General features: G+C 38.8%; 25 protein-coding genes, 2 riboswitches and 2 other annotated features. Of the genes, 6 read left to right on the forward strand and 19 right to left on the reverse strand.

What is annotated here, in order from left to right; genetic code table 11:
* The 15 genes from GZ63_RS16240 to GZ63_RS0100730 all read right to left on the reverse strand — a co-directional run.
* Positions 1-363: hypothetical protein (locus GZ63_RS16240; RefSeq protein ID WP_156947647.1), on the reverse strand; the 363-nt coding region annotated here is incomplete at its 3' end.
* Between the two features lie 34 nt (positions 364-397).
* Entirely contained in the window at positions 398-844 is a 447-nt protein-coding gene (locus GZ63_RS0100660) for an ASCH domain-containing protein (RefSeq protein WP_029265871.1), read from the reverse strand.
* A 93-nt stretch (positions 845-937) separates the two neighbouring features.
* Positions 938-1,390: a GNAT family N-acetyltransferase gene (locus tag GZ63_RS0100665; protein WP_029265873.1), complete on the reverse strand. Its 453-nt coding sequence runs from the start codon at positions 1,388-1,390 to the stop codon at positions 938-940.
* A 188-nt stretch (positions 1,391-1,578) separates the two neighbouring features.
* Positions 1,579-2,121: a phage holin family protein gene (locus GZ63_RS0100670; protein ID WP_029265874.1), complete on the reverse strand. Its 543-nt coding sequence runs from the start codon at positions 2,119-2,121 to the stop codon at positions 1,579-1,581.
* Positions 2,122-2,277: 156 nt separating this feature from the next.
* The gene (crcB, locus tag GZ63_RS0100675; protein ID WP_029265875.1) at positions 2,278-2,634 is read right to left on the reverse strand and encodes a fluoride efflux transporter CrcB; all 357 of its coding nucleotides are present in this window, start codon (positions 2,632-2,634) and stop codon (positions 2,278-2,280) included.
* A complete protein-coding gene (gene crcB, locus GZ63_RS0100680; RefSeq protein WP_029265877.1) occupies positions 2,631-3,023 on the reverse strand; it encodes a fluoride efflux transporter CrcB in 393 nt (130 codons plus the stop codon). Before crcB (GZ63_RS0100680) ends, crcB (GZ63_RS0100675) begins: the two co-directional genes overlap by 4 nt.
* Before the next feature lie 59 nt (positions 3,024-3,082).
* Positions 3,083-3,146: riboswitch (Fluoride riboswitch) on the reverse strand.
* A gap of 14 nt (positions 3,147-3,160) precedes the next feature.
* A complete protein-coding gene (locus GZ63_RS0100685; RefSeq protein WP_029265879.1) occupies positions 3,161-3,634 on the reverse strand; it encodes a PaaI family thioesterase in 474 nt (157 codons plus the stop codon).
* An 84-nt stretch (positions 3,635-3,718) separates the two neighbouring features.
* The gene (locus GZ63_RS0100690) at positions 3,719-4,804 is read right to left on the reverse strand and encodes a YkvI family membrane protein (RefSeq protein ID WP_029265880.1); all 1,086 of its coding nucleotides are present in this window, start codon (positions 4,802-4,804) and stop codon (positions 3,719-3,721) included.
* Positions 4,805-5,007: 203 nt separating this feature from the next.
* Positions 5,008-6,117, reverse strand: a complete 1,110-nt coding sequence (gene menC / locus GZ63_RS0100695) for an o-succinylbenzoate synthase (RefSeq protein WP_038220804.1) — start codon at positions 6,115-6,117, stop codon at positions 5,008-5,010.
* A 24-nt stretch (positions 6,118-6,141) separates the two neighbouring features.
* Positions 6,142-6,927, reverse strand: a complete 786-nt coding sequence (locus tag GZ63_RS0100700; RefSeq protein ID WP_038220806.1) for a GNAT family N-acetyltransferase — start codon at positions 6,925-6,927, stop codon at positions 6,142-6,144.
* A 3-nt stretch (positions 6,928-6,930) separates the two neighbouring features.
* The gene (locus tag GZ63_RS0100705) at positions 6,931-8,070 is read right to left on the reverse strand and encodes a M20 peptidase aminoacylase family protein (protein ID WP_029265885.1); all 1,140 of its coding nucleotides are present in this window, start codon (positions 8,068-8,070) and stop codon (positions 6,931-6,933) included.
* Positions 8,071-8,090: 20 nt separating this feature from the next.
* Positions 8,091-8,933 carry a MurR/RpiR family transcriptional regulator gene (locus GZ63_RS0100710; protein ID WP_029265886.1) on the reverse strand — a complete coding sequence of 281 codons (843 nt, stop codon included), beginning with the start codon at positions 8,931-8,933 and terminating at the stop codon, positions 8,091-8,093.
* 622 nt (positions 8,934-9,555) lie between these two features.
* Positions 9,556-10,908 carry an LLM class flavin-dependent oxidoreductase gene (locus tag GZ63_RS0100720; protein WP_029265887.1) on the reverse strand — a complete coding sequence of 451 codons (1,353 nt, stop codon included), beginning with the start codon at positions 10,906-10,908 and terminating at the stop codon, positions 9,556-9,558.
* Positions 10,909-10,963: 55 nt separating this feature from the next.
* Positions 10,964-13,921, reverse strand: a complete 2,958-nt coding sequence (locus tag GZ63_RS0100725; RefSeq protein ID WP_029265889.1) for an SIR2 family protein — start codon at positions 13,919-13,921, stop codon at positions 10,964-10,966.
* A gap of 35 nt (positions 13,922-13,956) precedes the next feature.
* Positions 13,957-14,139, reverse strand: coding sequence for a hypothetical protein (locus GZ63_RS0100730; RefSeq protein WP_029265891.1), 183 nt, complete (start codon positions 14,137-14,139; stop codon positions 13,957-13,959).
* A gap of 81 nt (positions 14,140-14,220) precedes the next feature.
* Between GZ63_RS0100730 and GZ63_RS0100735 the strand changes: the two genes are divergently transcribed.
* Entirely contained in the window at positions 14,221-14,709 is a 489-nt protein-coding gene (locus tag GZ63_RS0100735) for a hypothetical protein (protein ID WP_029265893.1), read from the forward strand.
* A gap of 147 nt (positions 14,710-14,856) precedes the next feature.
* Here GZ63_RS0100735 and thrS read toward each other — a convergent pair whose 3' ends face one another.
* A complete protein-coding gene (thrS, locus tag GZ63_RS0100740) occupies positions 14,857-16,776 on the reverse strand; it encodes a threonine--tRNA ligase (protein ID WP_029265895.1) in 1,920 nt (639 codons plus the stop codon).
* A 54-nt stretch (positions 16,777-16,830) separates the two neighbouring features.
* Positions 16,831-17,053, reverse strand: a binding site (T-box leader).
* A gap of 44 nt (positions 17,054-17,097) precedes the next feature.
* Positions 17,098-17,323, reverse strand: a binding site (T-box leader).
* A 131-nt stretch (positions 17,324-17,454) separates the two neighbouring features.
* Positions 17,455-18,396, reverse strand: coding sequence for a phage/plasmid replication domain-containing protein (locus GZ63_RS0100745; protein WP_318842348.1), 942 nt, complete (start codon positions 18,394-18,396; stop codon positions 17,455-17,457).
* A gap of 570 nt (positions 18,397-18,966) precedes the next feature.
* On the opposite strand from GZ63_RS0100745, the gene GZ63_RS18020 reads away from it, so the two are divergent.
* Entirely contained in the window at positions 18,967-19,125 is a 159-nt protein-coding gene (locus GZ63_RS18020) for a hypothetical protein (RefSeq protein ID WP_198020893.1), read from the forward strand.
* Entirely contained in the window at positions 19,122-20,642 is a 1,521-nt protein-coding gene (locus GZ63_RS0100755; RefSeq protein WP_029265899.1) for a recombinase family protein, read from the forward strand. The genes GZ63_RS18020 and GZ63_RS0100755 overlap by 4 nt, the downstream gene beginning before the upstream one ends.
* Positions 20,643-20,718: 76 nt before the next feature.
* Here the strand turns inward: GZ63_RS0100755 and ssuE are convergent, their stop codons facing one another.
* Both ssuE and GZ63_RS0100765 read right to left on the reverse strand, forming a co-directional pair.
* A complete protein-coding gene (gene ssuE, locus GZ63_RS0100760) occupies positions 20,719-21,273 on the reverse strand; it encodes an NADPH-dependent FMN reductase (protein WP_029265901.1) in 555 nt (184 codons plus the stop codon).
* Positions 21,274-21,444: 171 nt separating this feature from the next.
* Positions 21,445-21,552, reverse strand: a riboswitch (SAM riboswitch).
* Between the two features lie 160 nt (positions 21,553-21,712).
* On the reverse strand, positions 21,713-22,633 hold the full coding sequence (locus tag GZ63_RS0100765) for an LCP family glycopolymer transferase (protein ID WP_029265903.1): 921 nt from the start codon (positions 22,631-22,633) through the stop codon (positions 21,713-21,715).
* Positions 22,634-22,968: 335 nt separating this feature from the next.
* Here GZ63_RS0100765 and GZ63_RS0100770 point away from each other — a divergent pair, with 335 nt between their 5' ends.
* The 3 genes from GZ63_RS0100770 (at position 22,969) to GZ63_RS0100780 (ending at position 26,054) form a co-directional block, all read left to right on the forward strand.
* Positions 22,969-23,913 carry a c-type cytochrome gene (locus GZ63_RS0100770; protein ID WP_038220798.1) on the forward strand — a complete coding sequence of 315 codons (945 nt, stop codon included), beginning with the start codon at positions 22,969-22,971 and terminating at the stop codon, positions 23,911-23,913.
* Between the two features lie 111 nt (positions 23,914-24,024).
* A complete protein-coding gene (hprK, locus tag GZ63_RS0100775; RefSeq protein ID WP_029265907.1) occupies positions 24,025-24,963 on the forward strand; it encodes an HPr(Ser) kinase/phosphatase in 939 nt (312 codons plus the stop codon).
* A 194-nt stretch (positions 24,964-25,157) separates the two neighbouring features.
* Entirely contained in the window at positions 25,158-26,054 is an 897-nt protein-coding gene (locus GZ63_RS0100780; RefSeq protein WP_029265909.1) for an AEC family transporter, read from the forward strand.
* Positions 26,055-26,199 lie beyond the last annotated feature (145 nt).

A 26,199-nucleotide genomic window follows, 5' to 3' on the forward strand; every position in this document is an offset into this window, starting at 1 on the left:
CTCCGGTTGATTTGTTCTCTCTCCGGTCGATTCTTCCAGCCCTCTGGTTGATACGCACTCCCACCGGTTGATTCTTCCACGCTCTGGTTGATTTGTTCTCTCTCCGGTTGATTCTTCCACGCTCTGGTTGATACGCACTCTCTCCGGCTGATTCTTCCAGCGCTCCGGTTGATAAGCACTCTCTCCGGTTGATTCTTCCAGCCCTCTGGTTGATACGCACTCTCTCCGGTTGATTCTTCCAGCGCTCCGGTTGATAAGCACTCTCTCCGGTTGATTCTTCCGCATCTCCGGTCGATTTCCTCTCGATCCAGTCAGTCGATTCTTCCGCGCTCCGGTCGATATGCTTATCCCTATATAAGTCAATTGTTTCACATCACCCAATCAAGACGGCTGAACATTATTTTTTTACATCAATCACCTTAAAACGCTCACAAACTAGCAGCATATCTTCTGAAAATTCACGTCCGATTTTCCTTAACTCATTCCTGAAAAATTTTTCATGCACGTCCCACCAATATGAATAGGTCCTATCTCCTTCTCCTTCTGCAATAGCAAACTCCTCTGTCACCTCGTTCATAGGTGCTAATGTAACTTCAGTCGTTTTAATGATTGCTACGGGTTTGTCATCACTATTTAAGATAACGCTGTAATCCTCTGTTGTTGGTAGTGGCTCATTTTCCATTCCATAAAAAATATAACCTGAACATGTTGCTGTTTTGGTGCCGTCGATCACCAATTGAGCTAACTCGTCTGGATCAGCTCCGAATTGCCATGCACTAACAGATCGTGGTTTATCTTGTCCTTTCCAATAGGTATCCCAGTAGGCTTGCGCTTCTTGATTCATTTCTTTCATCCTCCATATATTGATATTCATCTAACAAAAGTCATTTAATCGGAATGTTCCTAATCCCGTCTGTTTTCGTTTTTACTTAAAACGCTATAAATCCTGGGATAAACGAATCATATCCACAGCTTGTATGCCATTTTCAAAGATTTTTTCCTTGGAATGTCTAATAAAAAAATTCTTATCGATCCCCGTTATCCGAAACCCGCATTTTTGATAGAGTGCCAGTTGCCCAGTACTGGAATTTCCTGTACCGATTTCAATGGTTTTAAACCCTAGCGACTTTGCTTGCTTCTTGGCATGATTCACTAACCGCTTTCCGGTTCCTTTGCCTTGTTCGTCCTTACTAACCGCTACGTTTACGATTTCGATTGTTTCAGGTCTTGTTGGGAGTAAAACGTACACACCTATGATACGGTTATGTAAACGAGCAACAAAGCATTGCCCTCTTTGGAGGTACGCTTCTATCATTTTCTGCATGGGGTCTGCTGCTAAAAGTAATTCCATTGGTGGCTGTTCATCTGCGTCTAATTTTCTGATTTCCAATCGTATCTTCCTCCCTTTTCAGTACTAATTTCTCCTAAATTCATTGTCTACGCCTTTTTTGTTTATCCTATTTCTACCTAACCCGGAGTCGAGCTCTTCCAGTAGCAATTGTTTACTCCGCCGTTTCAATCCACCTTGCTTATCTTTTCCGGCGCATCTCTCCTGATAAGCTTCTCCTTGCACTCCTATCAGACGCTATCATTGCCATCTGCTTGCAAATTTTGAGATATACGCCCTTCTAACTCCTCCAGCAGCCGTTCTTTATCCCGGCGTTTAATTTGTCCCCATGTAATATTATACAAAGGTAAATGCATCACTGTATTTATATGATAGAGTTTTCTCATTTTGTCAGACATAAGATCACGGTATTTTTCCTCATCATATAGAATAACCCCTATGAATTTATTATTATTCTTTTTATAGATGCTGAACGCTTCAATATCCACCCATTTAATATAAATCGGATTGTTAGACGAGGCATTAATAATCAAATCTTCCTCCGTTAAAGTGAGATAAGGTCCGGGATTTCCTAGTCTCTTTAACCCCATAACAATACAGAATGCAAAAAACAAGGCCAACACTGCACCTAAAGCGCCCATTCCAAGATCTCCTTCGTTAAAAGCAAAAATACCAACTAAAACGCCAAATAAAATAAACACTACACCTAATATCAATAGGAAAATTAATCTTATCTTCGATTCATAAAAATGCATTTCCTGTGATTTCTCCATAATATCCTCCATTCTTGTTGTGCAGGATGATGGTTTCAACCCTTTACTCTGTTCAAAGGGAACTCCCACCCAAAATAGGAAGTATTTCTTTTATTCTACCACAGCACAGATTGTCCTCTAAACAGGATTCAAAGTCTAGGTCGTTTGCTGTGTCAATTACCTAAAAACAGATAGACCAATTGCTGCAACAATCACACTTACGATTACGGACGAAGTTACATAAATGATAGCTGCCTTTAGTTGATTGGACTGGATGAGATGGATCGTTTCATATCCAAATGTGGAGAAGGTTGTATAGGCACCGCAAAAACCAACTCCCCAAAAAAACCAGACCCAATCATCGACTTGGTTTGTCAGATAAAGACGAGCCAAGCCTCCAAGCAAAAATGAACCTGTCACGTTCACCATCCATGTACCGATTGGAATTTGATCTTGATACTTATTCAACATCGTACCTAATAAAAATCTGGCAGCTGCACCTAAAGATCCGCCCAATCCTACGAACCATATCATAAGCTATCGCCTTCTTTACGATTTGCTAATGCTACTTTTCGGCCAAAATAAGCCAGTAGCAACCCTACTATTATGGTTATTAAAACATAGAGGATTCCAAGCAAAATAAAATCGCTTTGGAATAAATGAATCGTCTCCATTGAAAACGTTGAAAAGGTTGTAAATGAGCCGATAAATCCGGTTCCAATCATGACGGTGAGTTCTGGTCTTATGATCCTTCTTCTGCCCACAAATGTTAAAAACCAACCCATGGCAAAGCATCCGAGGAGGTTCGCTAATAAAGTACCTAAAGGAAATACGGTGTCTGTTTGTATCCATTCCCCTAAAACATACCTGCTGATAGCACCAAAAAATCCACCAATCATCACAAATAACAAATTTATTTTCATCACCTTCCTCTGCTCTTATTATAAATAAAACTCCCGCCAAAGACATAGGTATCCCTTTATCTTTGACAGGAGTCATTAGCCATGATTGGCAGTTATATGGTAAACCCCATCACCTATTTGATTGTACAGACTAACGTTCACCCAAACGAATCGGGCATAAGTGCAGCGATCACTTCCCCTTTTACACAACAAACATTATCTGCAAACACTTCCGTTTGGATTCGCCACTTTTTTGGATGGATTTCTTCGGGTTCCCCAATTGCTTTTAACGTGGCACCGTCAGGAGTTGGTTTCATAAAATCAACATGTAAGGAAGCTGTTACAAAGCGTGGAGGTTCAACTCCATCCTCTGGTTCATGTCCATTTTTCCGGTGCAGGGCAAGGGAAGCTGAGCCTGTACCATGACAATCGATCAGGGATGCAAGCAGTCCTCCATAGATAAAGCCAGGGATGGCCATATGCGCCTTTCGCGGATTGTACAAGGTAACCGTTTGATTCCCATCCCACCCGGTTCGCAAATGCAACCCTGAATCATTCAAGCGCCCACATCCGTAGCACCAAGCATAATCATCACCATACACATCTTGAATCGCGTGTTTAATCTCGTCCATCTCTATCCACCTTTCTCGTAAGCTTTTTATCTATTATACTATATTAGTAAGCGCTCTAAAATCATTCTTTTTGCGTAAAATTCCTCACATCACTTTTGTCCAATTCCCGTCCTTGCCCGAATCCTTTTTCCTGCGGGAGGAAATCCATGACAGTACAATGGCCAGGATCAGCACAAAACCTAAATATCCTGTAATTGGGTACACAGAGCCAACCAGTTCGACGAATCCGATAAAACTTACACCAAAAGCAAGCAGACCAATCACCAGAACGCTATCTTTAAATCTCGGTGTCTCCGGCTGGATAAACCGTGCAGTAAAGGCATATAGCATACCAACTGCAGTATTAAATATCATTCCGAGCAATGCAAGGGCCATGAAGAATCCAACCATTGGTGACAGCTCATTAGCAAAAAATAGGGTTGGCATGTCCACCCCTTGGATTTTATCTGCATGCATAAACATTCCCAAATTGATTAATAAAAGTAGAAGTCCAAGCCCTAATCCACCAAGAAAACCGCCGCGTCTTGCCACTTTTTCACTTTTTACCGTTCCACCAATCACTGCCAGCATCGAGAAACCTGCGACAATATTATAAGAAACATACAACATACCGCCTACAAGCCAGTTTGGTGCACCAGATGATTGACTCGAAGCGATTGCGTCCAGTTCTTCCATGTTTGCATTACTTGTAAAAATCGAATATCCGGTAATTATTAATATCATAATAAGCAGCAAAGGCGTCATCATACTAATAATAGAAATGACTTTTTTCACATTTAAACTTAGGGTTACAATAACAAGGACGGTAAGTATAAAACTCCCGATGATTGGAGAAATACCAAATTGCTGTTTGAAAATAGAACCGCTTCCGGCGATCATGACAACAGATACACCAAAAAGGAAAAAAGTAACTAAAATATCAACACCTGTCCCTACATATTTCCCGCACATTTGCCGAAGGACATCTTTATGGGAAGTTGTTTTTAAGCGAGACCCGAGCTGAATAATTTGCATCCCTAAGAAAGCAAACAAAACGGTTGCTACTGCAGTCCCAATCAAACTATACAAACCAAAACTGGTAAAAAATTGGAACACTTCCTGACCGGATGCAAAACCTGCTCCGACAATCAGTCCCATATATGCGCCTGCAATTTGAAAATACTGTTTCATTGATCTCTCCCTTTATTAATCATAATCTTTTGACAATTTACCCCAAAAGAAGAACTCGCTCCTAGCGAGCCCAAAGGCAAAGAGGGGTGTCCTTCTTTTGTATGAACCGGATTTAGCCACTTGAACCCCCCACACCTGAGTGCTGACGTTTTTTGAGAAGGGTGTCTTCTGCTAGCTAAAGATACATGGCATTTCCTCTTTCCTTAAAAATGGAACACCTTCTCTTCCACGGTAAATGCATCTAACACTTGCCTATCAATGGCATAGCCGATCCCTGGTTTGCTTGGGACATGAATTTTCCCACTTTCCACTTTTACTTCAGGCGTAATGATATCTTTCTCCCAGTACCGGGATGAACCTGCCGTATCTCCTGGCAATGTAAACCCGGATAATGTCGTTAATGCAATATTATGGGCACGTCCTACCCCAGCTTCCAGCATACCTCCGCACCAAACGGCTATATCGTGTTTTAGGCAGTAATCATGAATCCGTTTTGCTTCCGTCAGTCCGCCAACACGTCCAATTTTAATATTAATGATCTTACAGCTGCCAAGTTGAATGGCCTTTCGCGTATCCTCTAGAGAATGAATACTTTCATCTAGGCAGATTGGCGTTTTCATGGCGGCTTGCAGTTTGGCGTGGTCCACAATGTCATCATGTGCCAAAGGTTGCTCAATCATCATTAGATCAAGATCATCCAACTGCTGTAAATGCGGGATATCCTTCAAAGTATATGCAGAATTCGCATCCGCCATGATTGGTGTGTCTGGAAACTGCTCTCGAACTGCACGTAATACGTCCACATCCCAGCCTGGTTTAATTTTTATTTTAATCCGCTTGTACCCTTCCTGTACGTAATGATCAACGGTATTTAATAAATCTTGTACCGTTGGCTGAATCCCGATACTAATCCCGACATCAATCTCTGTTTTCTTTCCACCAAGTGCCTCAGCTAGTGATATATTTTTCTGCTTGGCATACAAATCCCAAATCGCACCTTCCAATGCTGATTTGGCCATGTTATGCCGCTTAATTGGTGTAAAAAGCGCCGACACATCATCTGGATGCGTCAGTTTATTTTCCTTCAGGATGGGGATTAAAAAATCTTCCATCACATGTGCGTTCGTCTCAACGGTTTCCTCACTATACCAAGGGCTGATAAAAGCTACCGACTCCCCAAATCCATGATTACCTTCTTCATCTTCTGCTTCTGTAATAAAAAATGCCCTGTCCTGCATCGTCCCAAAACTTGTTGTAAATGGATTTTTTAAACGCATATTTAGTTTCCGTATTTTTATTTGTTTGATTGGAATGGTCAATGTTGAATCCTCCTCTTCTTATTTGGCAAAGACGTAATAATGAACTGACCGTTCTCCCCGGATCAGATCTTTTGCCTGAAATCCGTGTTCAAACAGCGTCAGGAAAACTTTTCTTGTTTCCATACGCCATTTTTTTGCCAACTGAAAATCAGTTTGTTTTATTGCTTGAAACGTGGCTGGAATCGCCATGAAAAAAACATCAGATTTCCGAAAATCACTTGTATGAAAAGCTTCCGTGATAGCTGGAGATCCTGCCTCGTCCTGACCGAGCAATAATTGCTCCGGATCAAAGGTAAAGGACAGGTCCTCTTTGGTATGATGGAGATCCCATCGAATGTGAATGCGATCTGTTGGCAGTCCTTGGTTTAAATCATCATGCATGGAACCATAATAATTTGGCTTGTAGATCACACCTCTTGCCCCGAGCTTGTGTAAATTTAGATAAGCATTACGGCTTTCCAGCGGATCAAATGTCCATGTCAGCATAGGATAGCCTTTTTCCCTGGCAATTTTAGCCTGCTTTTGTTTCATCTTTACACCAATTCCGGATGTTTGATACGCAGGTAAAATACCAAGCATGTGAGAGCATACATAAGGAATTTTTCCATCAAAACCAGCAAAACTATATAAAAAACCAATCATTTTTTCATCCCGAAATGCCCCAAGAAGAATGCCGCCATTATTTAAAGCGGTAAATGTTTGATGCAGTGGTGTAGGAGCCATTTGCCAAACCTCCGCCTCCACCTCTTGCATGTGTTTTAATTCTTCGAGTGTTGTCAGTGATCGAATCTCTATCTTTTCCATCATTTATTCCTTCTTTCCACTGTAAACTTGAGCTGTTTGACGAAGTGCGTTTGCGAGAATATCCACTGCTTTTGGAATAACCGCGTGATCAAATGTCATGTGCGGGTGATGCAATCCCGGCTTCAGGTCACAGCCAACGGCAAGCATGGTGGCTTTGAGATCCGGGCGTTTGATCGTATAAAAATGAAAATCATCTCCGCCAGTTGTCGTAATAACAGGCTTAAGATTATCCCCCCCAACACAAGAGGTAATCGCTTCCCGCATCATTCGAGTCGCATCTTGATCAAGCACCGCCGCAGCAACATTTGCCCCGACTTCTAAATCAATGGCCACCTGATGGTACGCTGCAAGCATGGACGCGATTTGCTCTATTTTTGTTGTCAGCATCTCGATAACCTCATTCGTTTGCGCCCGTACATCAATGGAGAAGGTAGCATTTCCCGGAATAATATTGGTACTTTTTCCCCCGGCCTGAAAGGTAGTCATCTTAGCCGAATGAGGGATTCTCGGATTCACTTGAATATGATTCAAATGTTGAAAAAATTCCATTCCAATTTGAATCGCATTGGCGTTTAGATGTGGACGGGCCCCGTGCGCATCTTCCCCTTGGACCGTTGCTTGAATAAACTTCGCCGCGCCATGCTGAATCGCTGGAGCAAATGCACCATTTTCCAGTTCCTCAACCGGGCGCAGATGCATGCCGTACAGAAAATCCACATCATCAATGACACCTTTATCCGCAAATGTAAGCGCACCTGTTCCTTTTTCCTCAGCAGGCTGAAAAATAAAGCGAAATGTTCCCTGTTCCGGAAGACCTTTTTCTACGAGATGCATAAACACGCCAATCGCAATCGTCATATGTGCATCATGACCGCATGAATGATTCGCCTGAAATGTTCCATCTACCTCCTGCCACAATGCATCCATATCCGCTCGTAAGGCGATGACAGGTTTTCCACTTCCAACATCTACAACAAGCCCTGTTGTATCTTCAAATGTTTTTATATTGCAATCATATTTTTCCAGTAATGATTGGATATACTGCGTCGTCTGGAATTCTTTCCAACTGATCTCCGGATGCTCATGTAGATGCTGGAAAATATCCTCCAGATCAGGCGTTAATGTTTCAATTATTTTTTTCATATCTATCCATCCTCCATTATTTAAGCAAAAAAATCTTGACCTTGAATTGAATCAAACAGCGTTGCCCGTTTTTGAAATTGATCGGCATTTCGCAGTGAAATTGCAGACACAATACTGTTTGCCAGTGACATTGCAGCCGGTGCTACATCCAGCGTTGATTTTTCGTGAAATGGAATCGGAAGCGTAAGGCTGGCATGCCCTGTAATGGGCGAAACCGGCGAATCGGTGAATGCAATCACGAAAGCCCCCTGCTGCTTAGCGAGTTTTGCAAGACGTATCGTATCTATCGCATAACGGTGAAATGAAAAAGCAACCACAACACTTTGGTCCGATAACGCACTCATTCGAAGTAAAATATCATCCACATTGGGTTGATAAAGACGGGTGTTTCCCATAATTAAATCAAGCGAAAAAGCAAACCAGCTCGCTAAAGCGTGGGAGGTGCGGATGCCTGCCACTAGCACTTTATCTGCAGCAGCTATTTTCGTAACAGCTGTTTCCAGATGCGCTTCTGAAATCTGCCTCATCGTCTGTTGAATGGCTTCCAAATCATTGGCCATTAATCCTTTGATTGGCTGGTTCTGACTGCCATCGATCGCTTTATCCTCCACATATTCTGTTAAACTGCTTTTTTGGAAAAGATGCTTCTGCACCTCTTCCTGAAGCGCGCGATAACCCGGATAACCAAGTGTTTGACAGAAACGAATCACTGTCGTCTCACTGACTCCCATCGTTTTACCAGCCTCTGTAGCCGAATTTGCAGCAATGATCTCTGGCTCATGATAGATATATGATGAAATTTTCTGAAATTTTTTCGTGAAAATAGATTGGTGTTCCGCTATTTTTTGATAAATACCTTCCATTCAAATCCCCCATTACACAGTGCGGTAAAAAGATTCATACCAAATAAAGTAAATGCTTTATTTGATACTTAATAAAAAGTATTCACTTTATAATTTTCACTATTCTAGCATATTCTGCAAATTTTGACAACATTCCATTCCAATTATTTGAAAAATAGATCGGCTGAGAAGATACGGTGTACATAAGGATGCAAAGCCTGGTGGCTGATGGTGGTTTTTGTGGAAAAGGCGTAGTGGGGATGACTGAAGTGTTGCTGTTGGAACAATTTGGAACTAAGCAATAAGAGGTTTCCCATCGTACATATTACACATAGGAATGTCCGCTTTTGATACATTGAGATGTTTTTATGCGATTACTCTTTGAATTAGAAGAATGAAAGATTTAAGATGTGACAAATCGATGATTGAATGATGTGCATTAATAATAAAGGAAAATTAATAATCTTGCCATTTATCCAAGATGGAAATGATGGAAATGTCAAAATCTGATAGAAAAGAAGCATAAAAAAGATCATTGATAAAAGAAGGGCCACAACGAAGATAGCGGCCCTTCTTTTATTATATTTAGCATTCGATAAATGATAAAGAAAAATTATCTACTATCGGGCTCACTCTACTCTATCTATTTACCAACAGCAGAACCAAGGCTATACCGCTTTCCACGATGATGGTCGGGCAGATGGTCCCCATTTCCAAATAAATTATCTCTTAATGTATTTCCTTCATATTTTTCCGGGACTAATCCTCGCTCTCGTAGAATAGGAACGACTAAATCCACAAAATCAATGAAGGTCCCTGGGGAGACAACATAGGCAATGTTAAAGCCGTCAACATCAGCTTCTTCCAGCCATTCTTCCATCGTGTTTGCGATTTGCTCAGGCGTGCCGACAGCAAATGCGCCCATGCCGCCTATTCCAACGGATTGGATAATTTCTCTTACCGTCCACTCTTTTTCCGGATCAATTTTCGTGAAATTTTCGACCGCTGACTGAAGGGCATCATTCTTCACGTAACGCAGTTTTTCATCTGGATCATACTTGGAAAAATCAATACCAGTCCAGCCTCCCAGTAGCGCACATGCACCTTCATAGCTAATATATTGTTTGTAGTCTTCATATTTTGCCCAAGCTTCTTTTTCCGTCCTGCCCACTATTGGCACAAACATCGAAAGCACCTTGATTTCCTCAGGATCCCTTCCTATTTGTTCTGCATCATGTCGTAATTTTTTCACCGTGTTTTTTGCTATTTGTTTTGTTGGGGACCCGATAAATACCAATTCGCCATTTTCTGCTGCAAAAGCACGGCCTCTTGTAGAGGCACCTGCTTGGAAAAGGACGGGTGTCCGTTGCGGGGACGGTTCGCACAAGTGGGCACCTGGCACTTTGAAGTATTTTCCTTCGTGCTGAATATCGTGGACTTTTGTTGGATCCGTGTAGATGCCGTTTTCTTTATCATGCTTAACGGCATCATCCTCCCAGCTGCCTTCCCACAATTTATAGCAAACTTTCAAATACTCATCAGCGATATCGTAGCGTTCATCATGCTTCACTTGATCGTCTAGGCCGATATTCACCGCTGCACTTTTTAAATAGGATGTGACCACGTTCCAGCCAACGCGACCGTCTGTAATATGATCCAGCGTCGACATTCTGCGGGCAAATGTATATGGATGTTCATGCGTGACGGATGCTGTTACACCAAAGCCCAGATGCTCGGTAACTGTTGACATGAGCGGGACGACGAGCAATGGATCATTTACTGGGGATTGCGCACCTTGGCGGACAGCGGCATTTCTTGAACCCTGGTAAACATCATACGTTCCAAGGACATCCGCTAAAAATACAGCGTCAAAACGTCCTTTTTCTAAAATGTTCGCGAGTTCGATCCAATAAGCACTATCTTTGTAACGATGGGATTGGTCTTCTGGGTGTTTCCATAATCCTGGTGCGTAGAGTGCTATGTGTAGACAAACCATAGCAAATTTTCTTGAGCAGTGGAATTCACCTTTAGTAAAGATTTACAAATGAGTTTTAGATAAAGTGATTCATTAGAATTTCCAAATACCTCTTATCATTTGAGTTTTCAACTCTTTCTTTTAGTGCCTCAATCACATGATGTTTCATATGTTTATTTCCAGCGATTTCACTAAGTAATTTATCATTATAATTTTTTAGCCACGATGGTATAAACTTTTTGTAATCAAAATTCTCTGGGTCTACAAAAAAGTCATACTGATCATCCATTCCAATAAACTCTTCCATTTTTGAATTATTTATTTCCTCAAGAAAATACCAGATACCAAAGGTACTCATATAGTCGTTAGAAGAAAAAGTTTGTATTCCCTTTTCCTTCTCAACAATATAATCTACCTTTCGTTTCTCCAGATATTCAATAATTAATTCTTCATGCTCCGGAGTGAAATCATCAATTAATCCTATTCTAATTCCATTCATTAAATCCTTTATATTTTCAACTTTTTTAAAACTAAATAGATGACTTTTTGCATTAGTGGAAAGTAGGGGTAATAATTCAAACAAAAAGTCAATTTGTTTTTGCTTATCTTGTGTTAAACATAAAGCGATTTCTGATAGTCTTTTTGAAATGAAACTCTTCTCAAAGTGCTTAATTAAAGCACCATAGTCCCTGGAATATAAACCATTTGATGATTCCTCTGAAAAATTTTGATCATTATGTTTTTCTGCCTGTAACACTAAAAAATCATCAATAATAGAAATTATTGACTTGGGTAATCCATTACATATAGTTAATCTCTCTAACCATACATAGCGTTTTCCTATATCCAAATCTCTCTCAAGAAAATAAAACAACAATGCTTTCACTATTTTCCTAAGTCCCTCTTCAGATAGTTTTACATATTTAGCAAAATAGAGTGCTGCTTTTGCTTCCGTAATAAACTGAGTATAAAAAACGACGTTCATTCCATTAGCAGAAAATTGCTTAGTAATTTCTTCTGCTATACCAACTAAGTATTCCTCTATTTTTTCCTGTTCACCAAACCTAATTTTATCAATTGAGCAACTTCTCTCAAGATGCTTTATGTCATCAATTTTAAAGTTTCTTGATATATTAACAAAATCGTAATAATCAATAAAAAAACCTGTTTTTCTTCCCCCAAAAGAGAATCCAAATTCATCAATATCCCTCGTTCGCTCATATTCAGCCTTTTCAATTAGTAGGCTCATTGAGTTTCGCATATATTGATGAAATTCATGAAAAGAAACAGACCATAAGCAATTTTCATATAAAAAACGTAAATTATCATAAAGCCGAAGAAGAACAACAACATCAGATGACATTCCAAAAGAATAAGACCCTTTACTCATTTCAGAACGCACTTTATTCGTCAACTCAAAAAGTTTTACAGTATCATCATATAAAAACTGATTATCACTTAAAAACTCAAGTATCTTATATTTCTTTTGAAACTCAAATGGCATACCACTAAATAAATCATCAATACTAAAATTTGTCATTTCCCTTTCGACCCTAGCTAGAAATTCATCAGTAAATGGTTTATAATGCCTCCCAAATGTTAATAAACCAAGACCATTGAACTGTGTTACAGCTTGTGTTATTGATTGATAAATCCTATATCTATTTATTTGTGATAGATAATGTACACACCAATTTGATTCATCTATAGAATTTAAGATGATATTTGAATAAAGGTTATAGGATTCTTCCCACCTACCTAAACACGCAAGAAAAAATGCTTTTTTATAATCATCCTCAATATTTACCGATTGCTCTTCAATAAATTTCTTCATTTCATCATATTTACCGTGATACGCCAAACTATTAATCTCTATTGAAGTATTCAGAGTACCTGCATCTTTCGCCATACAGATAACTCCATTCTTCTCAAAGAAATTAGAAAGAGCATTAAACCTTTCACATTGTTTTTTGGAAAGTTTACTTCTCTCATCGCAGTTCTCTCTTAATTCAAAAAAACGCTCCATGTAACCAAAGCCCTTATTCTTATGCCGAACAACAGTACCATTGACTTCAAAGTGATAATCGTATTCAAAGACATGTTTGAGATCAATTTTACGAATATACTGAAGGGCAAATAATGGGCTTATTTTTCCGTATATATAATCAATTACTTCGTCGTCTTTAGTGATAAATTTATTTTCTTTTGATTCAATAAGAAGATCCATTACTGCTGAATAACGTTCTAAATAATCATATTCATTACTATCTATCAAACTAGCTGCATCAATTATTCGTAATCCTTTATTCTCGTAATAGATTGAAGTCTCATTTTCAATGGGCGAAGGATCTGTTCTAATAAAAAATGGTTTATGAAAACTGTCCTTTTGTAACTTTCTTACCCAATTTAACAACATATTAATATTATAATCTCCTAAACCATAACCTATGAAAACAATGGTATGCGTTGCAATTATTGTCTTCATGAGGTTACTGATAAGAGGATAATTCTGATCATAATTCAGATAGTCATCTTCCTTTAAAACTACATTTTCCCCTTTATAACCCCGTCTAAAATCCCCATGAACCTTTAGTAAATATCTTGATGAAGTGGCATTAGCAACGTCTTCTTCAGCACTGATTACACTAAAATATTTCCCTCTCTTCCAACAAGCAGTATCAATCAAATTATCATAATTAGTTGTAATTACATGTGCAGGGTTCATAGCTAATATCTTGTCATGTGTTGGGTTCGTAGGCTTATCTACCTGAAAAAAACCTTTTAGTATACCATCAAATTCCATTTCACCTTTGACATTATAAAATATTTGAGGAATTCGAAGATATTCATCAGAAGAATAATTTCCTTTCTTTGGACCCCCATAGAGCTCTTCATGATACTTATCTACCAACCTCCACCATTGAGGATAATCTGAAAGTGTTGAAACTCCCGCACCAACAAAAAAGACGAGTTTTCCATTCCTTGAGGATTCTGTGATTTCTTTTATACATTCAACTACATTATTGTCCAACATGAGAAACACCTCTTTTTATTTTTCTGAATACCTTTTTACTTTCCAAATCCACCTTCACCATCAACAATTCCAGTTATCGTGCTACCTTTTGTAGTTGAGATGTTTAAATTAGTTACCTCTGCAAAGCCATCCTCTATTACTGCCAATAAGTCAATAACAATCTTTTGATTTAGATAGTTAGTAATAGGTAATACAAATTCTCTCTCAGTTTCTTTCATTGCATTCCTCCTCATATGGAATAAAAGAATCTCTTTCTTTCTATAATACTATATCTTCATTAAAAGAAAGGGGTTGTGCCTATGGATAAAGACACATTCTTTACAACGAAACCATCTATCCGAATCAAAGAGGTAAACCAACTATTACAAAAGTATGACTTGAAGCAAGTAGCCGAAATCGTCGGTATACCGTACAGCACTTTCACGAAAGAAATGAGGGTTGGTGATTATTTTTATCACCAGTCGGACAAACAATATTACCCATTCGTGCGATCAGAGGAAGAGCGAAAAAAGGTCAATGAAAAGGGAGAATTATCAGAGATTACCTTTATCCAAAAGAACCTAAACACCCTAAAAAATATCGTTCAGCTATACGAGAAAAACAAGTTGTTGTTACTTGATGAACGAATTTATGGTAATGATGCAGGGTTCGTCAATAAAAGCATCAAAATGAACACTGATATTTATGAGGAATTCAGCAAATTTTGTGATGATCAATACCCTCATCTAAAAATGCAAGATTTGATAGCTCAGGCCTTAATCAACTTCATGAATTCTTACAAGCATTAAAGACGAAAGAACCGAAAATGGTTCTTTCGTCTTTTTGTATATAAAACTCATTGAAGTTTATCACCTCAATCGCAACTAAAAGCCTCCCTTTTGTCAATTCATTATCATTCCCCTTTACTTCATTTCCAAAAGGAAAGAACAAACAAACTAAAGGCTTCGTTCATTTATTTGCTGAACAACTTTATTCTTAAAATCTCCAAATGATTCACTCTTTGACCGTTGTTCTCCATATTCTCTTACATTTATTGTTTCTTCTTTTACTTCATTGTCCCCTACAACTGCCATGTACGGGATTTTTTGCATCTGTGCTTCCCTTATTTTATATCCAAGTTTTTCATTACGATCATCAATTTTCACTCTTACACCTAACTTTTCCAGTTCCTTTTGAATACTTAGACAGTAATCCCAGTGAACTTTTGAGACGGGTATTATTTGTGCCTGTACTGGTGCTAACCATAACGGAAAGGCTCCAGCAAAATGTTCGATGAGAATCCCAAAGAAACGATCAATAGAACCAAAAATAGCACGATGAATGACAACAGGACGAACCTTTTCATTTTTTTCATTTACATAAGTAAGGTCAAATTTTTCAGGCATTTGAAAATCAAGCTGAATTGTTCCACATTGGTGGCTTCGTTTTAAAGCATCTTTGATGTGAAAATCAATCTTTGGACCATAAAATGCTCCGTCCCCTTCGTTTAATTGATAGTCAACATTAAGAGTATCAAGTACATTTCTTAATGCTGTTTCAGAGATTTCCCAAAGAGCATCATCACCCAATGAATCTTCCGGACGAGTCGAAAGTTCAACCGAATAATCAAAACCGAATGTACGATAAACCTGATCAATTAAATTAAACACCTGCTTAATTTCACTTTCAATTTGATTCTCTCGGACGAATATGTGAGCATCATCTTGACAAAATGTACGAACCCTAAGCAACCCATTTAATGCACCGCTATATTCATGACGATGAACTTGACCAAACTCTGCCAATCTTATGGGAAGATCTCTATAAGAGTATAGGTTATTTTTAAATATAAGCATGTGCCCCGGACAATTCATCGGTTTCAAAGCAAATTTTGTGTTATCCACTTCTGAAAAATACATATTTTCATGGTAATGGTCCCAATGGCCTGACTTCTCCCATAGTTCTTGATTCATCATGAAAGGTGTACGAACTTCATCATAATATGCACTGCTTTGTACTTCTCTGGAGAACCTTTCCAATTCGTTCCTTACTATTTGTCCTTTTGGCAAATAAAAGGGCATTCCTGGAGCTTCCTCCGAGAACATAAATAATTCTAATTGTTTTCCCAACTTTCGATGATCTCGCTTTTCTGCTTCTTCCAAGAAGCTCAAATGTTGTTCCAAATCTTTTTTATTTTTAAAAGCAACTCCATAGACTCGTTGTAGAACATCATTATCACTATCTCCCCGCCAATAAGCACCCGAGACTCGTGTCAATTTGAATGCTTTTATGAAACCTGTAGAAGGTAAATGTGGGCCACGGCAAAGGTCAATGAATTCTCCTTGTTTATATAAAGTAATTTTTTCACCTTTAGGAAGGCCTTTTAATATTTCTATCTTATATGGTTCATCGTTTTCTTCAAATAATCTTTCGGCTTCATCATAAGATACTTCTAATCGTTGAATCTCGAAATTTCCATTTATGACTTTTTCCATCTCTTTTTCGATAGCATGTAGGTCATCTGAATTCAGACTTTGCTCCAATTTCATATCATAGTAAAATCCATCTTCAATAACAGGCCCTATACCTAGTTTCACGTTTCCATATAATCTTTTGACCGCTTGTGCTAATACATGTGCTGACGTATGACGTAGTACATGTATTCCATCTTCCGAATCCTGCGTTAGAATAGACAGACTTGCGTTCCGGTTTAACTCATAGCTCAAATCTACAATTTGATTATCTACCTTTCCCGCTTCTGCATTTTTCCTTAAACTTAGGCTAATAACTTCTGCCACCTTCGCTACAGTAGTACCTACAGGAAATTCCTTTACCTGCCCATCTGGAAATTGAATTCTTACGATATTTTCCTCCATAGTCAAAACACTCCTTTATCATTTTGTTTAATAAAAAAACACACTCATCCCTAGAAGAGGGACGAATGTGTTATCCGTGGTTCCACCCAAATTCCCATAAGGCAAAAAGTTGCTATATGGCTCTGGTGCTGTAACGTAGCATAAACGGCATTGAATACTTGATTCCTCAATGCAGCTCAAAGGTGGTAAGTTACTCTCCTGCGTTAGGAAGATCTCAGCACAACTTCCCTCTCTGTACACCGTTAAAAGTAACTCATGTCCTTTTCATAGCAATTATTGTTATTATTTTGAAATAAAATAAAAAAACACACCCATCCCTAATAGAGGGACGAATGTGTTATCCGTGGTTCCACCCAAATTCCCATAAAGCAAGAAAATAGCTTTAAGGCTCTGGTGCTGTAACGTAGCATTGACGGTATTAGATACTTTGGTTCCCCAATACAGCTCAAAGGTGGTAAGACAACTTTCCTGCGTTGGGAAGATTTCAACATGACTTCCCTCTCTGTAAACCGTTAAAAGTTGCTCATATCCTTGTCGTAGCTATTTTAATAGTCAAATGAATTTTGATTTCCTCATATATTACATTATCCCCGTTCATTTTGCAACACCTTTTTAGTTAGGAGCCTCACTCTTTAAATTCAAACAGATTACGAATTCAAAACTTTTGCAACCAATTATTCAGAGGATAAATGGATTTTTCAGTTGATTTGGGAAGTCTTTGCGGTTTTTTGGTATGAGGATTGGATTGACCCCAATATTTTCAAGGTCACGAAGGTATTGTCGATAAGTGGGTTTTGACATACCCTTTTTTAGAGGCGTATCAATATTTCCCTTGGAAATGGAAATGAGGAATGCTCGGAGTTTTTTCTTTTTCAATTTTGAAAAGGAACTATTTTCTATGATCTTTTCCGCCTCGGAAATTTTGTAATAATTACCTTTGTGGACAATTGGTAAAACATGTTTTGTCAAATATTGTTCAGATAAAGCATTCGAAAAGTAAGCACTTAGTTTCTTCGGTCTGCCCGTCCCTTTATCATCTCTTGTCATTCCATTCAAATGTTCATTCTTCAATCTCAACTCATATCTGACTCGATTGCGGTCATAAGGCTCTATTTTTTCCCCTTTTGCTTTCCGTTCATCCTCTTTACTATAGATGAAAAGTTCAACACTCTTGCATTTATGGTATTGTGATGTCTCATATTTGATCGGATTTCCATTTTCGTCCTTTCCCCATTTGACCATTTCTTTAAAGCCATACTTTTTGGTGTACTTTTCAAACAAGTGAAACAACAACTTTCTATCTTTAGGATTTGGTACCACTGCATCAAATCTATAGTCGATTCGTGTAAGTCGGTGAGAATTAAAGTATGAGGCATGGCCAAAGTGTTTAATCAAAAAAATGCGGATATTCGCTTCTACTGCAGCATAGTCGTTGTCTGTAATGTCACTCTTTCTAAGTATTTTGATAGCATCGACTTTCAAATGAAGATACCAAATTCCTTTCCCTTGGGAGCTTAACCACCTGATTCCATAAGCGTTAAATCTATCTTTTACTTTTTGATTCAACGCTATTACAGCAGCACCAAAGTGTTCATATCTGTCTACTTTAACTCCATACATGTAAAACAAGTGCCGTGCATCCTCATAATTTATTGGCAATTACATTTCAAACGAATGTAACATCATTCATCAACTCCTGTATTTTTATTTTGGGACTATGAAAAGTTCACACTATCAATGGGTTTCCAACATAAAATTTTCCCAAGCCGAACCAATTTAAAAGACCCTCATCACATCGCTAGAACGCAATGTGGAATTTAGTTTTTATATTCTTCATGGATTTGCCAAAGAAAGGACAATGACTAGAAGCGGTATAGATCGCTCTTTGAGGTAGGTTTTAGGGGAACTATCTTACGTTGATAGTTTCATTGTAGGATTTGCTGAAGGTTGTAATAAAGGAATTGTGGTTCAATATTGTTCTAGTAGCTTTACAGTGTATTTATAACGGTAATTCAAAAAAATTCACCCTAGAACCTAATAACTTTGATTTTTAATTAGGAGCTTGGGTATGATTAACTTACAATCCAAAGTAAAACACCCTCGAATTTATTTTCTTAGGTATTTACCCATCTCTCCCATACAATTGGATTGCATCAAAAATAAAAATAAAAACAGCAGGAGGAAAACAGAATGACCCTCGAAAAAATCTTCAATAATACAACCTCAATCACCCTCGAAGACATTTTCCAATCCATATTGAACGAAAAAGTTGACGCACTTATCAAGGAATTCTATGATAATAATAAGGTGAATTCCGCTGACTCTTCTAAAGAGGAGGAAGTGGCATGAAATGTGCAATATACATTCGTGTTTCAACAAATAAAGAAGAACAAAAGCAATCTCTTGAAAACCAAAAAAAATTATTTATGAATCTACTGACCGAAAAGGGATGGGATTTGTACGATATCTATTTAGATGTCCAATCCGGAACTAAAATGACAAAACGCCCTGAATTGAAACGAATGATTGAGGAAGCAAAGATGGGGAAGTTTGACATTATTCTAGCAAAAGAATTGTCACGATTAGCAAGAAATGGACAACTCTCCTATGAAATTAAAAATCTTGCTGAAAATTGTGGCATTCACATCCTTACATTGGATGGAGCCATTGACACACTATCCGGAAACACGCAGATGTTTGGGTTGTACGCATGGATGTATGAACAAGAATCGCAAAGAACAAGTGACCGTGTGAAGGCCGCTTTGAGAATTAGGGCAAAAGGCAAATTTAAAGGTTCTGTGCCACCATACGGGTACTACGTACAAGATGGAGTTTTAAAAATCAAAAATGATTTTACACCCGATGTGGTGCGTCGAATATTCAACTCCTATCTTTCAGGAAATGGATTTGATAGGATAGCTAGGGAGCTTTTGGAGGAAGGTATTAGTACCCCATCAGAAATTGCAGGAAAAAGAAACTCAAGCTCTATATGGCATGGATCTACAGTTCGAAACATTCTGGAGAATCCACACTATATCGGTAATCTGGTTCAACAAAGAGAGACCTCAATTAGTGTTACAACTGAAAAACGAAAAAGTAATGATCCATCAAATTATATCATCAGCGAAAACACACATGATGCAATTATCTCTAAAGATGATTTTCAGGTAGTCCAGCAATTAATCACAGAAAGAAAACGTAAACGGCCATATGCTAAAAAACATCTTTTCACAAATATCTCCCTTTGTGCTGATTGCGGTAAGAGTATGCACTTTAAAGCAAATCGCAAAGGATATATTTGCGGAACATATAATAAACATGGCCATACACAATGTTCAAGCCATCTTGTACGGGAAAATGTTTTGATTAAGGCAATTTCAGAAGATATAAAACAAATGTTTTCGGAGCTTTCCACAAAATCCATTCAAAAAAATATTGAGAAAAAGATAACAACTTGCGTTCAGCGTGATCAGAAGCGACTTGCTAAAATTCTCAAGGAGATTGAGAACATCAAGAAAGACAAAACTGCTGCACTTCGCATGAAAATACGGGGTGAAATACATGACGATGAATATAGATTGCTTATTGAAGATAATGGAAATCAGATTGCAAAACTAAATGAGGAAAAGGTTAAATTAGAAATGGGATTACTTCAGCAAAAGCAAAAGATTGATTTTACCAAACTAATCCAACAAATTGAACAATTTGTTCAAAACCCTATCCTTGATGAAGAAATGCTCCACAAACTAATAGAAAAAATTGAAATAAAAGAAGATGGGAGTCCGAGAATCCATTACCGATTCTCGGACCCTTATATATCTTCTATTTTTTTACGAGCAACACACAGCATTCCACATGATTGGTGACCGGAACAATTCATTTCAAACGCATTTAACAAAATTCTTTTTTTCACCACGATGGCATACCTCCTCATCAATCTTTTTATAGATAGGAAGCATTCAGAGCGGCTTCCTGCTTTTTTAATATACTGATTAAATACTGCACCTGCTTCTTGGCTCGATTTAAAACATCTTCATCCACAATCGGATTTTCCAGTTTGCGATCGATTTGACGGTCAAGCAAATAAACCCCTTTTAATGTCTGTCCTTTCAATGTAGCGAGCACCGGTTTCAATGTATATTCCAGTGCCAGCATGTGGGATGGACTACCGCCCGTCATGATAGGAAGCACCGGTTTATGCTGCAAGATATCTTGCGGAAGCAGATCCAGTAATGCTTTTAAAACGCCAGAGTATGCTGCTTTGTAAACGGGAGAACCAACGATAACCCCACTTGCTTTTTCTAACGTTCTACTTACTTCTGCAACAGCGGGACTGTCATACCTTCCTAGAAATAGATCTTCCTTTGGAATATCTCGAATGGAAATATGTTTGATACGATACCCTTCCGCTTCCACCAATGATCCTATATATTGCAGTACATGGTGTGATCGTGAATGTTCAGATGGACTTCCGGATAACAGAATGACTTCGCTCATACGATCATCCCTCCTGTTCTGTGATTAAATTTTTAATTCGATATTACACATTGATTTAGTTGGAATTAAGTTTACAACATCTTAAACGATTTTCATCGATACGGTTTTTTGCCAATAACAAACCCCCTTTTCCCGGAAGAAAAGAGGGTTACGATTTACAGTCCGTGTCCGCTCTTATCTTCCAAGCATAATACTTGGTGGAATTAGCACCTTTCTGATCGGAATCAGAGGTTGCTGAAGTGTCATCGGGCCATATCCCTCAACTTCTCTTGATAAGAATTATTGAATTGTGATTTATCATATCACCGTCGTCTGATTAAGTCAACAGCTTTTGCATATGCATATTCCTAGAAAATACTCAACAAAATTTCGAGCGGAGTCTGTCTCCAAAAATGCTAACACTTCTTTTTCGTCCTGCGAAAGCTTTCTTTGGATTCGATCACTCTTTCATATCTTTAATCATGCTGTGTACTTTTTGAATTTCTGCGTCATCCACCTGCATATAGTAGACTCCGCCAATGTTCGTTCCGGTTCCTTCCATCTGATAGTTCTCCGTCTTCTTTCTTGTATTTTTATAATCGGAAAACAGCTTTTTCATATCATCAAAGTCCATATTTGTAGCCATATTATTTCCAAGGATATCAATCATGCCGTCAAACTTCGTCACAGATCCGATGCTGGCACCTTTATCAATAATTCCCTGAATGACCTTGCGCTGACGCGTTGTTCTTCCAAAGTCGCCATTTGGATCTTGCTTACGCATGCGGACAAAATGCATCGCTTTATCCCCGTCCAACTCTGTCGTTCCTTTGGTAAAATGATACTTTTTATCTTGCCATTCGATATCATTTTCTACTGTAATACCGCCAAGTTGATCGACGAGCTCTTCCATTCCTTCCATATTCATGCTTACATAATAATCCATGTCAACATCAAGGAAATTTTCTACCGTATTAACGGCCATATCAGCACCGCCAAATGCATAGGCATGGTTAATTTTATCCTGTGTTCCTCTACCAGCTATTTCTACTCTTGTGTCCCTGGGAATGCTGACAATCTGCATACTGTCCGTCTTAGGATTTAGCGTTAGGACCATTAAGGCATCGGAACGGCCTTTATCAGCTCCTCTGGCATCAACACCCATTAACAGGATATTTAGAGATTTGCTTGCCTTAATTTTCTTTTTCGTTTCATTTAAATCAATCGAATCTACCGGATCATGCATTTTATTATTTACGGTATTCTTCGCGTTATTATAGAGAGAAAAAGCATAGCCACCTATCCCTAACACAAGTAAAAGTAGGATTGCCAGTGGAATTAACCAGATTTTTTTCGACTTTCTTCTTTTTGACCTTCCCATATTATTCAATTCCCCTTCTGTACATAAAAAAATTTGCCTTTCTTCAGCAAAATGTTTATTTTTTATAATCACTTGTCTTGCTCGTGAATCTGCTATTCTCTTATTATACACAATCTAGCTAATATTAGAAACGAAATTATGAGCATTTTAGCATATTTTCTACAAATATCCTTCGACAAAATTCGGGAAGTGACAGGCACCTTTTTGTCTATTTTATGGCTACTTTATGACTATATTCGCACACTGGGCGATAGCGTTGCCAAAATTCACACAGGTTAATTATGAATTGTTAAAATATTGGTGTAAGGAAAATTCAATTTAGGGAGGAAAAAGAAATGAAAAGATCGAACATGTTGAAAATTTCCCTACTATTCGTTGTACTTACACTTATATTTGTTGCATGTTCTAAAGACAAAAATGAAAACGCCCAAACTGAAACCCAGGGCAACCAACAAGAAACAGGAAAGGAGGAACTCGCCTATGATCCACCATCACTTGAGGATTTGGATGAAGATGATCCAATGACCGAGATGATCCAGTACGGCGAAAAAGTTTTTAATGAAACAAACACCGTGCTGGCAGAGGAGGTTGGAAATGAGCTGTCCTGTCAAAGCTGTCATGCTGATGGCGGGAAGGACAAAGTATCCTCGATGGTAGGGGTTACGACACAATTCCCGCAGTACCGTCCGCGGGAAGATGCTGTCTTTACCATTCAGGACAGGATTAATGGATGTATGCTTCGCAGTATGAACGGGGAAAAAATAGACCATGAAAGTAAAGAAATGCGTGCTATTGTTGCTTATTTGAGTTACATCTCTGAGGGAATAGAGACTGGAGAAGATATTCCTTGGCGCATGCAAAATACAATGGAAGAAATTCCGGAGCCAAATGTAGCAAATGGAGAAGCATTATATGAAGAAAAGAACTGTATGACATGCCATGCTACAGATGGTTCAGGGATAGATCCAAATACTGGTCCTGCCCTTTGGGGAGAAAATTCTTTCAATGATGGTGCTGGCATGGGGCGTATGTCAAAAATGGCAGGATTTATCCAAAATAATATGCCTCCTGGCGGTGAAGATCCTTTAACAGATCAAGAAGCTGCTGACCTTGCTGCATTTATTTTATCGAAGGAAAGACCCGAATGGGAAGGACATGATGATGATTGGCCGAAAGGGGATAAACCAACGGATATCATTACAAAAGAACGCAAAGATAAAATCAAAGAAGGCACATTCGATTGGACCGAAATTGAAGCGATTGTACCTTCAGAAGAGTAGTTTTTAGAAAGACAGATCCCTCTTGATGATTCGACAAATTCAGGCGGGATCTGACCTCTTTAGACAAGGACCCCTATCCGTGATATAGTTATTTTGGGAGTGTTTACGGATATGAAGAGGATTACAATAAGGAATTTGGTGAAAAGGTTTTCTTTGAAGGTTCTTGCTGGTAAGGAGCAATTGGACCGAAACATTACCCAGCCAAAGGCACATCGGCCGGGATTGGAGTTTGTTGGATATTTTGATTTTTTCCCGATGGACCGTGTACAAGTGCTGGGCAGAAAAGAAATCACCTACTTACATAAATTAACGAAAGCAGAACGAAAACACCGGATTGGAAACATTGTAAAGTATCGCCCTCCATGTTTTATTGTTACTCATGGGCAAGGGGGATTAGAGTATTTGACAAAGTTTTGCACCGAGGAAGGCATCCCATTATTATGGACAAAGGAATCAACTGCCGAATTTATTCCAAAGGTAGATGCGCATATGATTAAAACCCTTTCAGAAGAGACAGCGGTGCACGGTGTTTGTATCAATGTTTCAGGGATCGGCATCCTTTTGCGCGGGGATTCGGGCGTTGGCAAAAGTGAAACCGCGCATACACTGATTCGCCGTGGGCACCGACTGGTAGCAGATGATATGATTGTGCTAAAAAAACTCAGTCCACAGACCCTACTTGGCACACATAACGAAACAAATAGGGAATTTCTTGCTCTGCGCAGTATCGGGCTTTTAAATGTAGTGCGTATTTACGGACGCAAAGCTTTCCAGGATGAGACAAGAATTACATTAGATATCAAACTCACGAAATGGAAAGCGGATGATTTAAATAACGAACTGGAACTCGAGCAAAAGTATTCAGAATATATGGGGGTACCTATTCCATTTATTGAAATTCAGCTGCAACCGGGAAGAGATGTAGCTGGACTCATTGAAGCCGCTGCGAACAACTGGTATCTCCAGCAGCAGGGTTATAGTGCGATGGGAGAGTTTATGGAACGGGTTGAAGCGGAAGCAAGTGAGAATGCGGGTGAGGATTTTCATTAGAAATATCTTTGGTAAGAAAAATGATCAGGGGCAATGTGCGCGCCCGTGATCATTTTTATGTTATGTACGGAGTTTTTTCTTACAAAAATGTATGCTATCAACGATTGCCATCCATGATTCAACGGACATAAAAACACATTATTCTCTAAATATGCTAAACTATTCTTTAGTTCTATTCATGGAGATGTTAAAAAATGGGTTTGTTTTTAAGTGTTATCTTACCAATCATGGCTGTTTTTGCATCGGGATTTATCCTGCAGCGGATCCGGGTGCTGGATGTAAAGTCGGTTTCTGCTGTATCTCTGTACATTCTATCACCTGCGCTAGTATTTACAACACTATATGAATCTACGTTTGATCGTGGATTTATCGTTATCCTCGTTTATATGTTTGTTTTATTTTATATCATGGTTTTCCTAAATAAAATACTCGCAAAAATTTTCAAGTGGGAACCCCAGATCGAAAGCGCGTCGATTCTTGCAACTGGATTCATGAATTCGGGAAATTACGGATTGCCTGTTGTGCTGTTTAGTGTAGGGGAAGCAGCAGTCCCATATTCCGTTTTTATCATTGTCGTTCAGGCTTTGCAAAATAATTTTTTCGGCATTTATTATGCATCCAGAAGCACCAGCGGAATGAGGCGGGCACTTGAAAACGTAATGAAAATGCCAACAACTTACGCTGCAATGATCGCATTTATTTTTCATTATTTTTCCGTGGAAATCCCTGAAGCCGTCCACTCCACGATGTCTATGGTTGGGGACGCGGCAATCCCGGTCATGATGATCGTACTTGGCATGCAACTTGGTTCGATAACTGGACTGAAGCTTAACTGGCAAGTTGTTTCATCAGCGGTAACGTTAAAAATGATTGTCGCACCTATCGTGGCTGCGCTATTTGTATTCATGGTGGATATGGATCCGATTATTGCTTCCGTTCTCATTATTATTTCCGCGATGCCGACTGCTGCGACAACAACGATGTATGCGATCGAATTCGATACCGAGCCAGAACTTGTATCGAGTATTACCTTGATCTCGACACTAGTGAGTATTGTAACACTAAGTATTTTATTAAATATCGTTGTGTAGGAATTCGAATTGCTTGGATTAGAAATTTTGCTAACGCATGCATCCTCCCCGTCATGTAAGGAGGGCGGAGGGAACTATGCTGAGGCAAAAAATGCTCCTCATCGAACATTTGGATGAGGAGCATTTTTACATCTATCATTCGACA

The sequence above is a fragment of the Virgibacillus alimentarius genome (assembly GCF_000709085.1).
Lineage (GTDB): Bacteria > Bacillota > Bacilli > Bacillales > Amphibacillaceae > Virgibacillus_B > Virgibacillus_B alimentarius.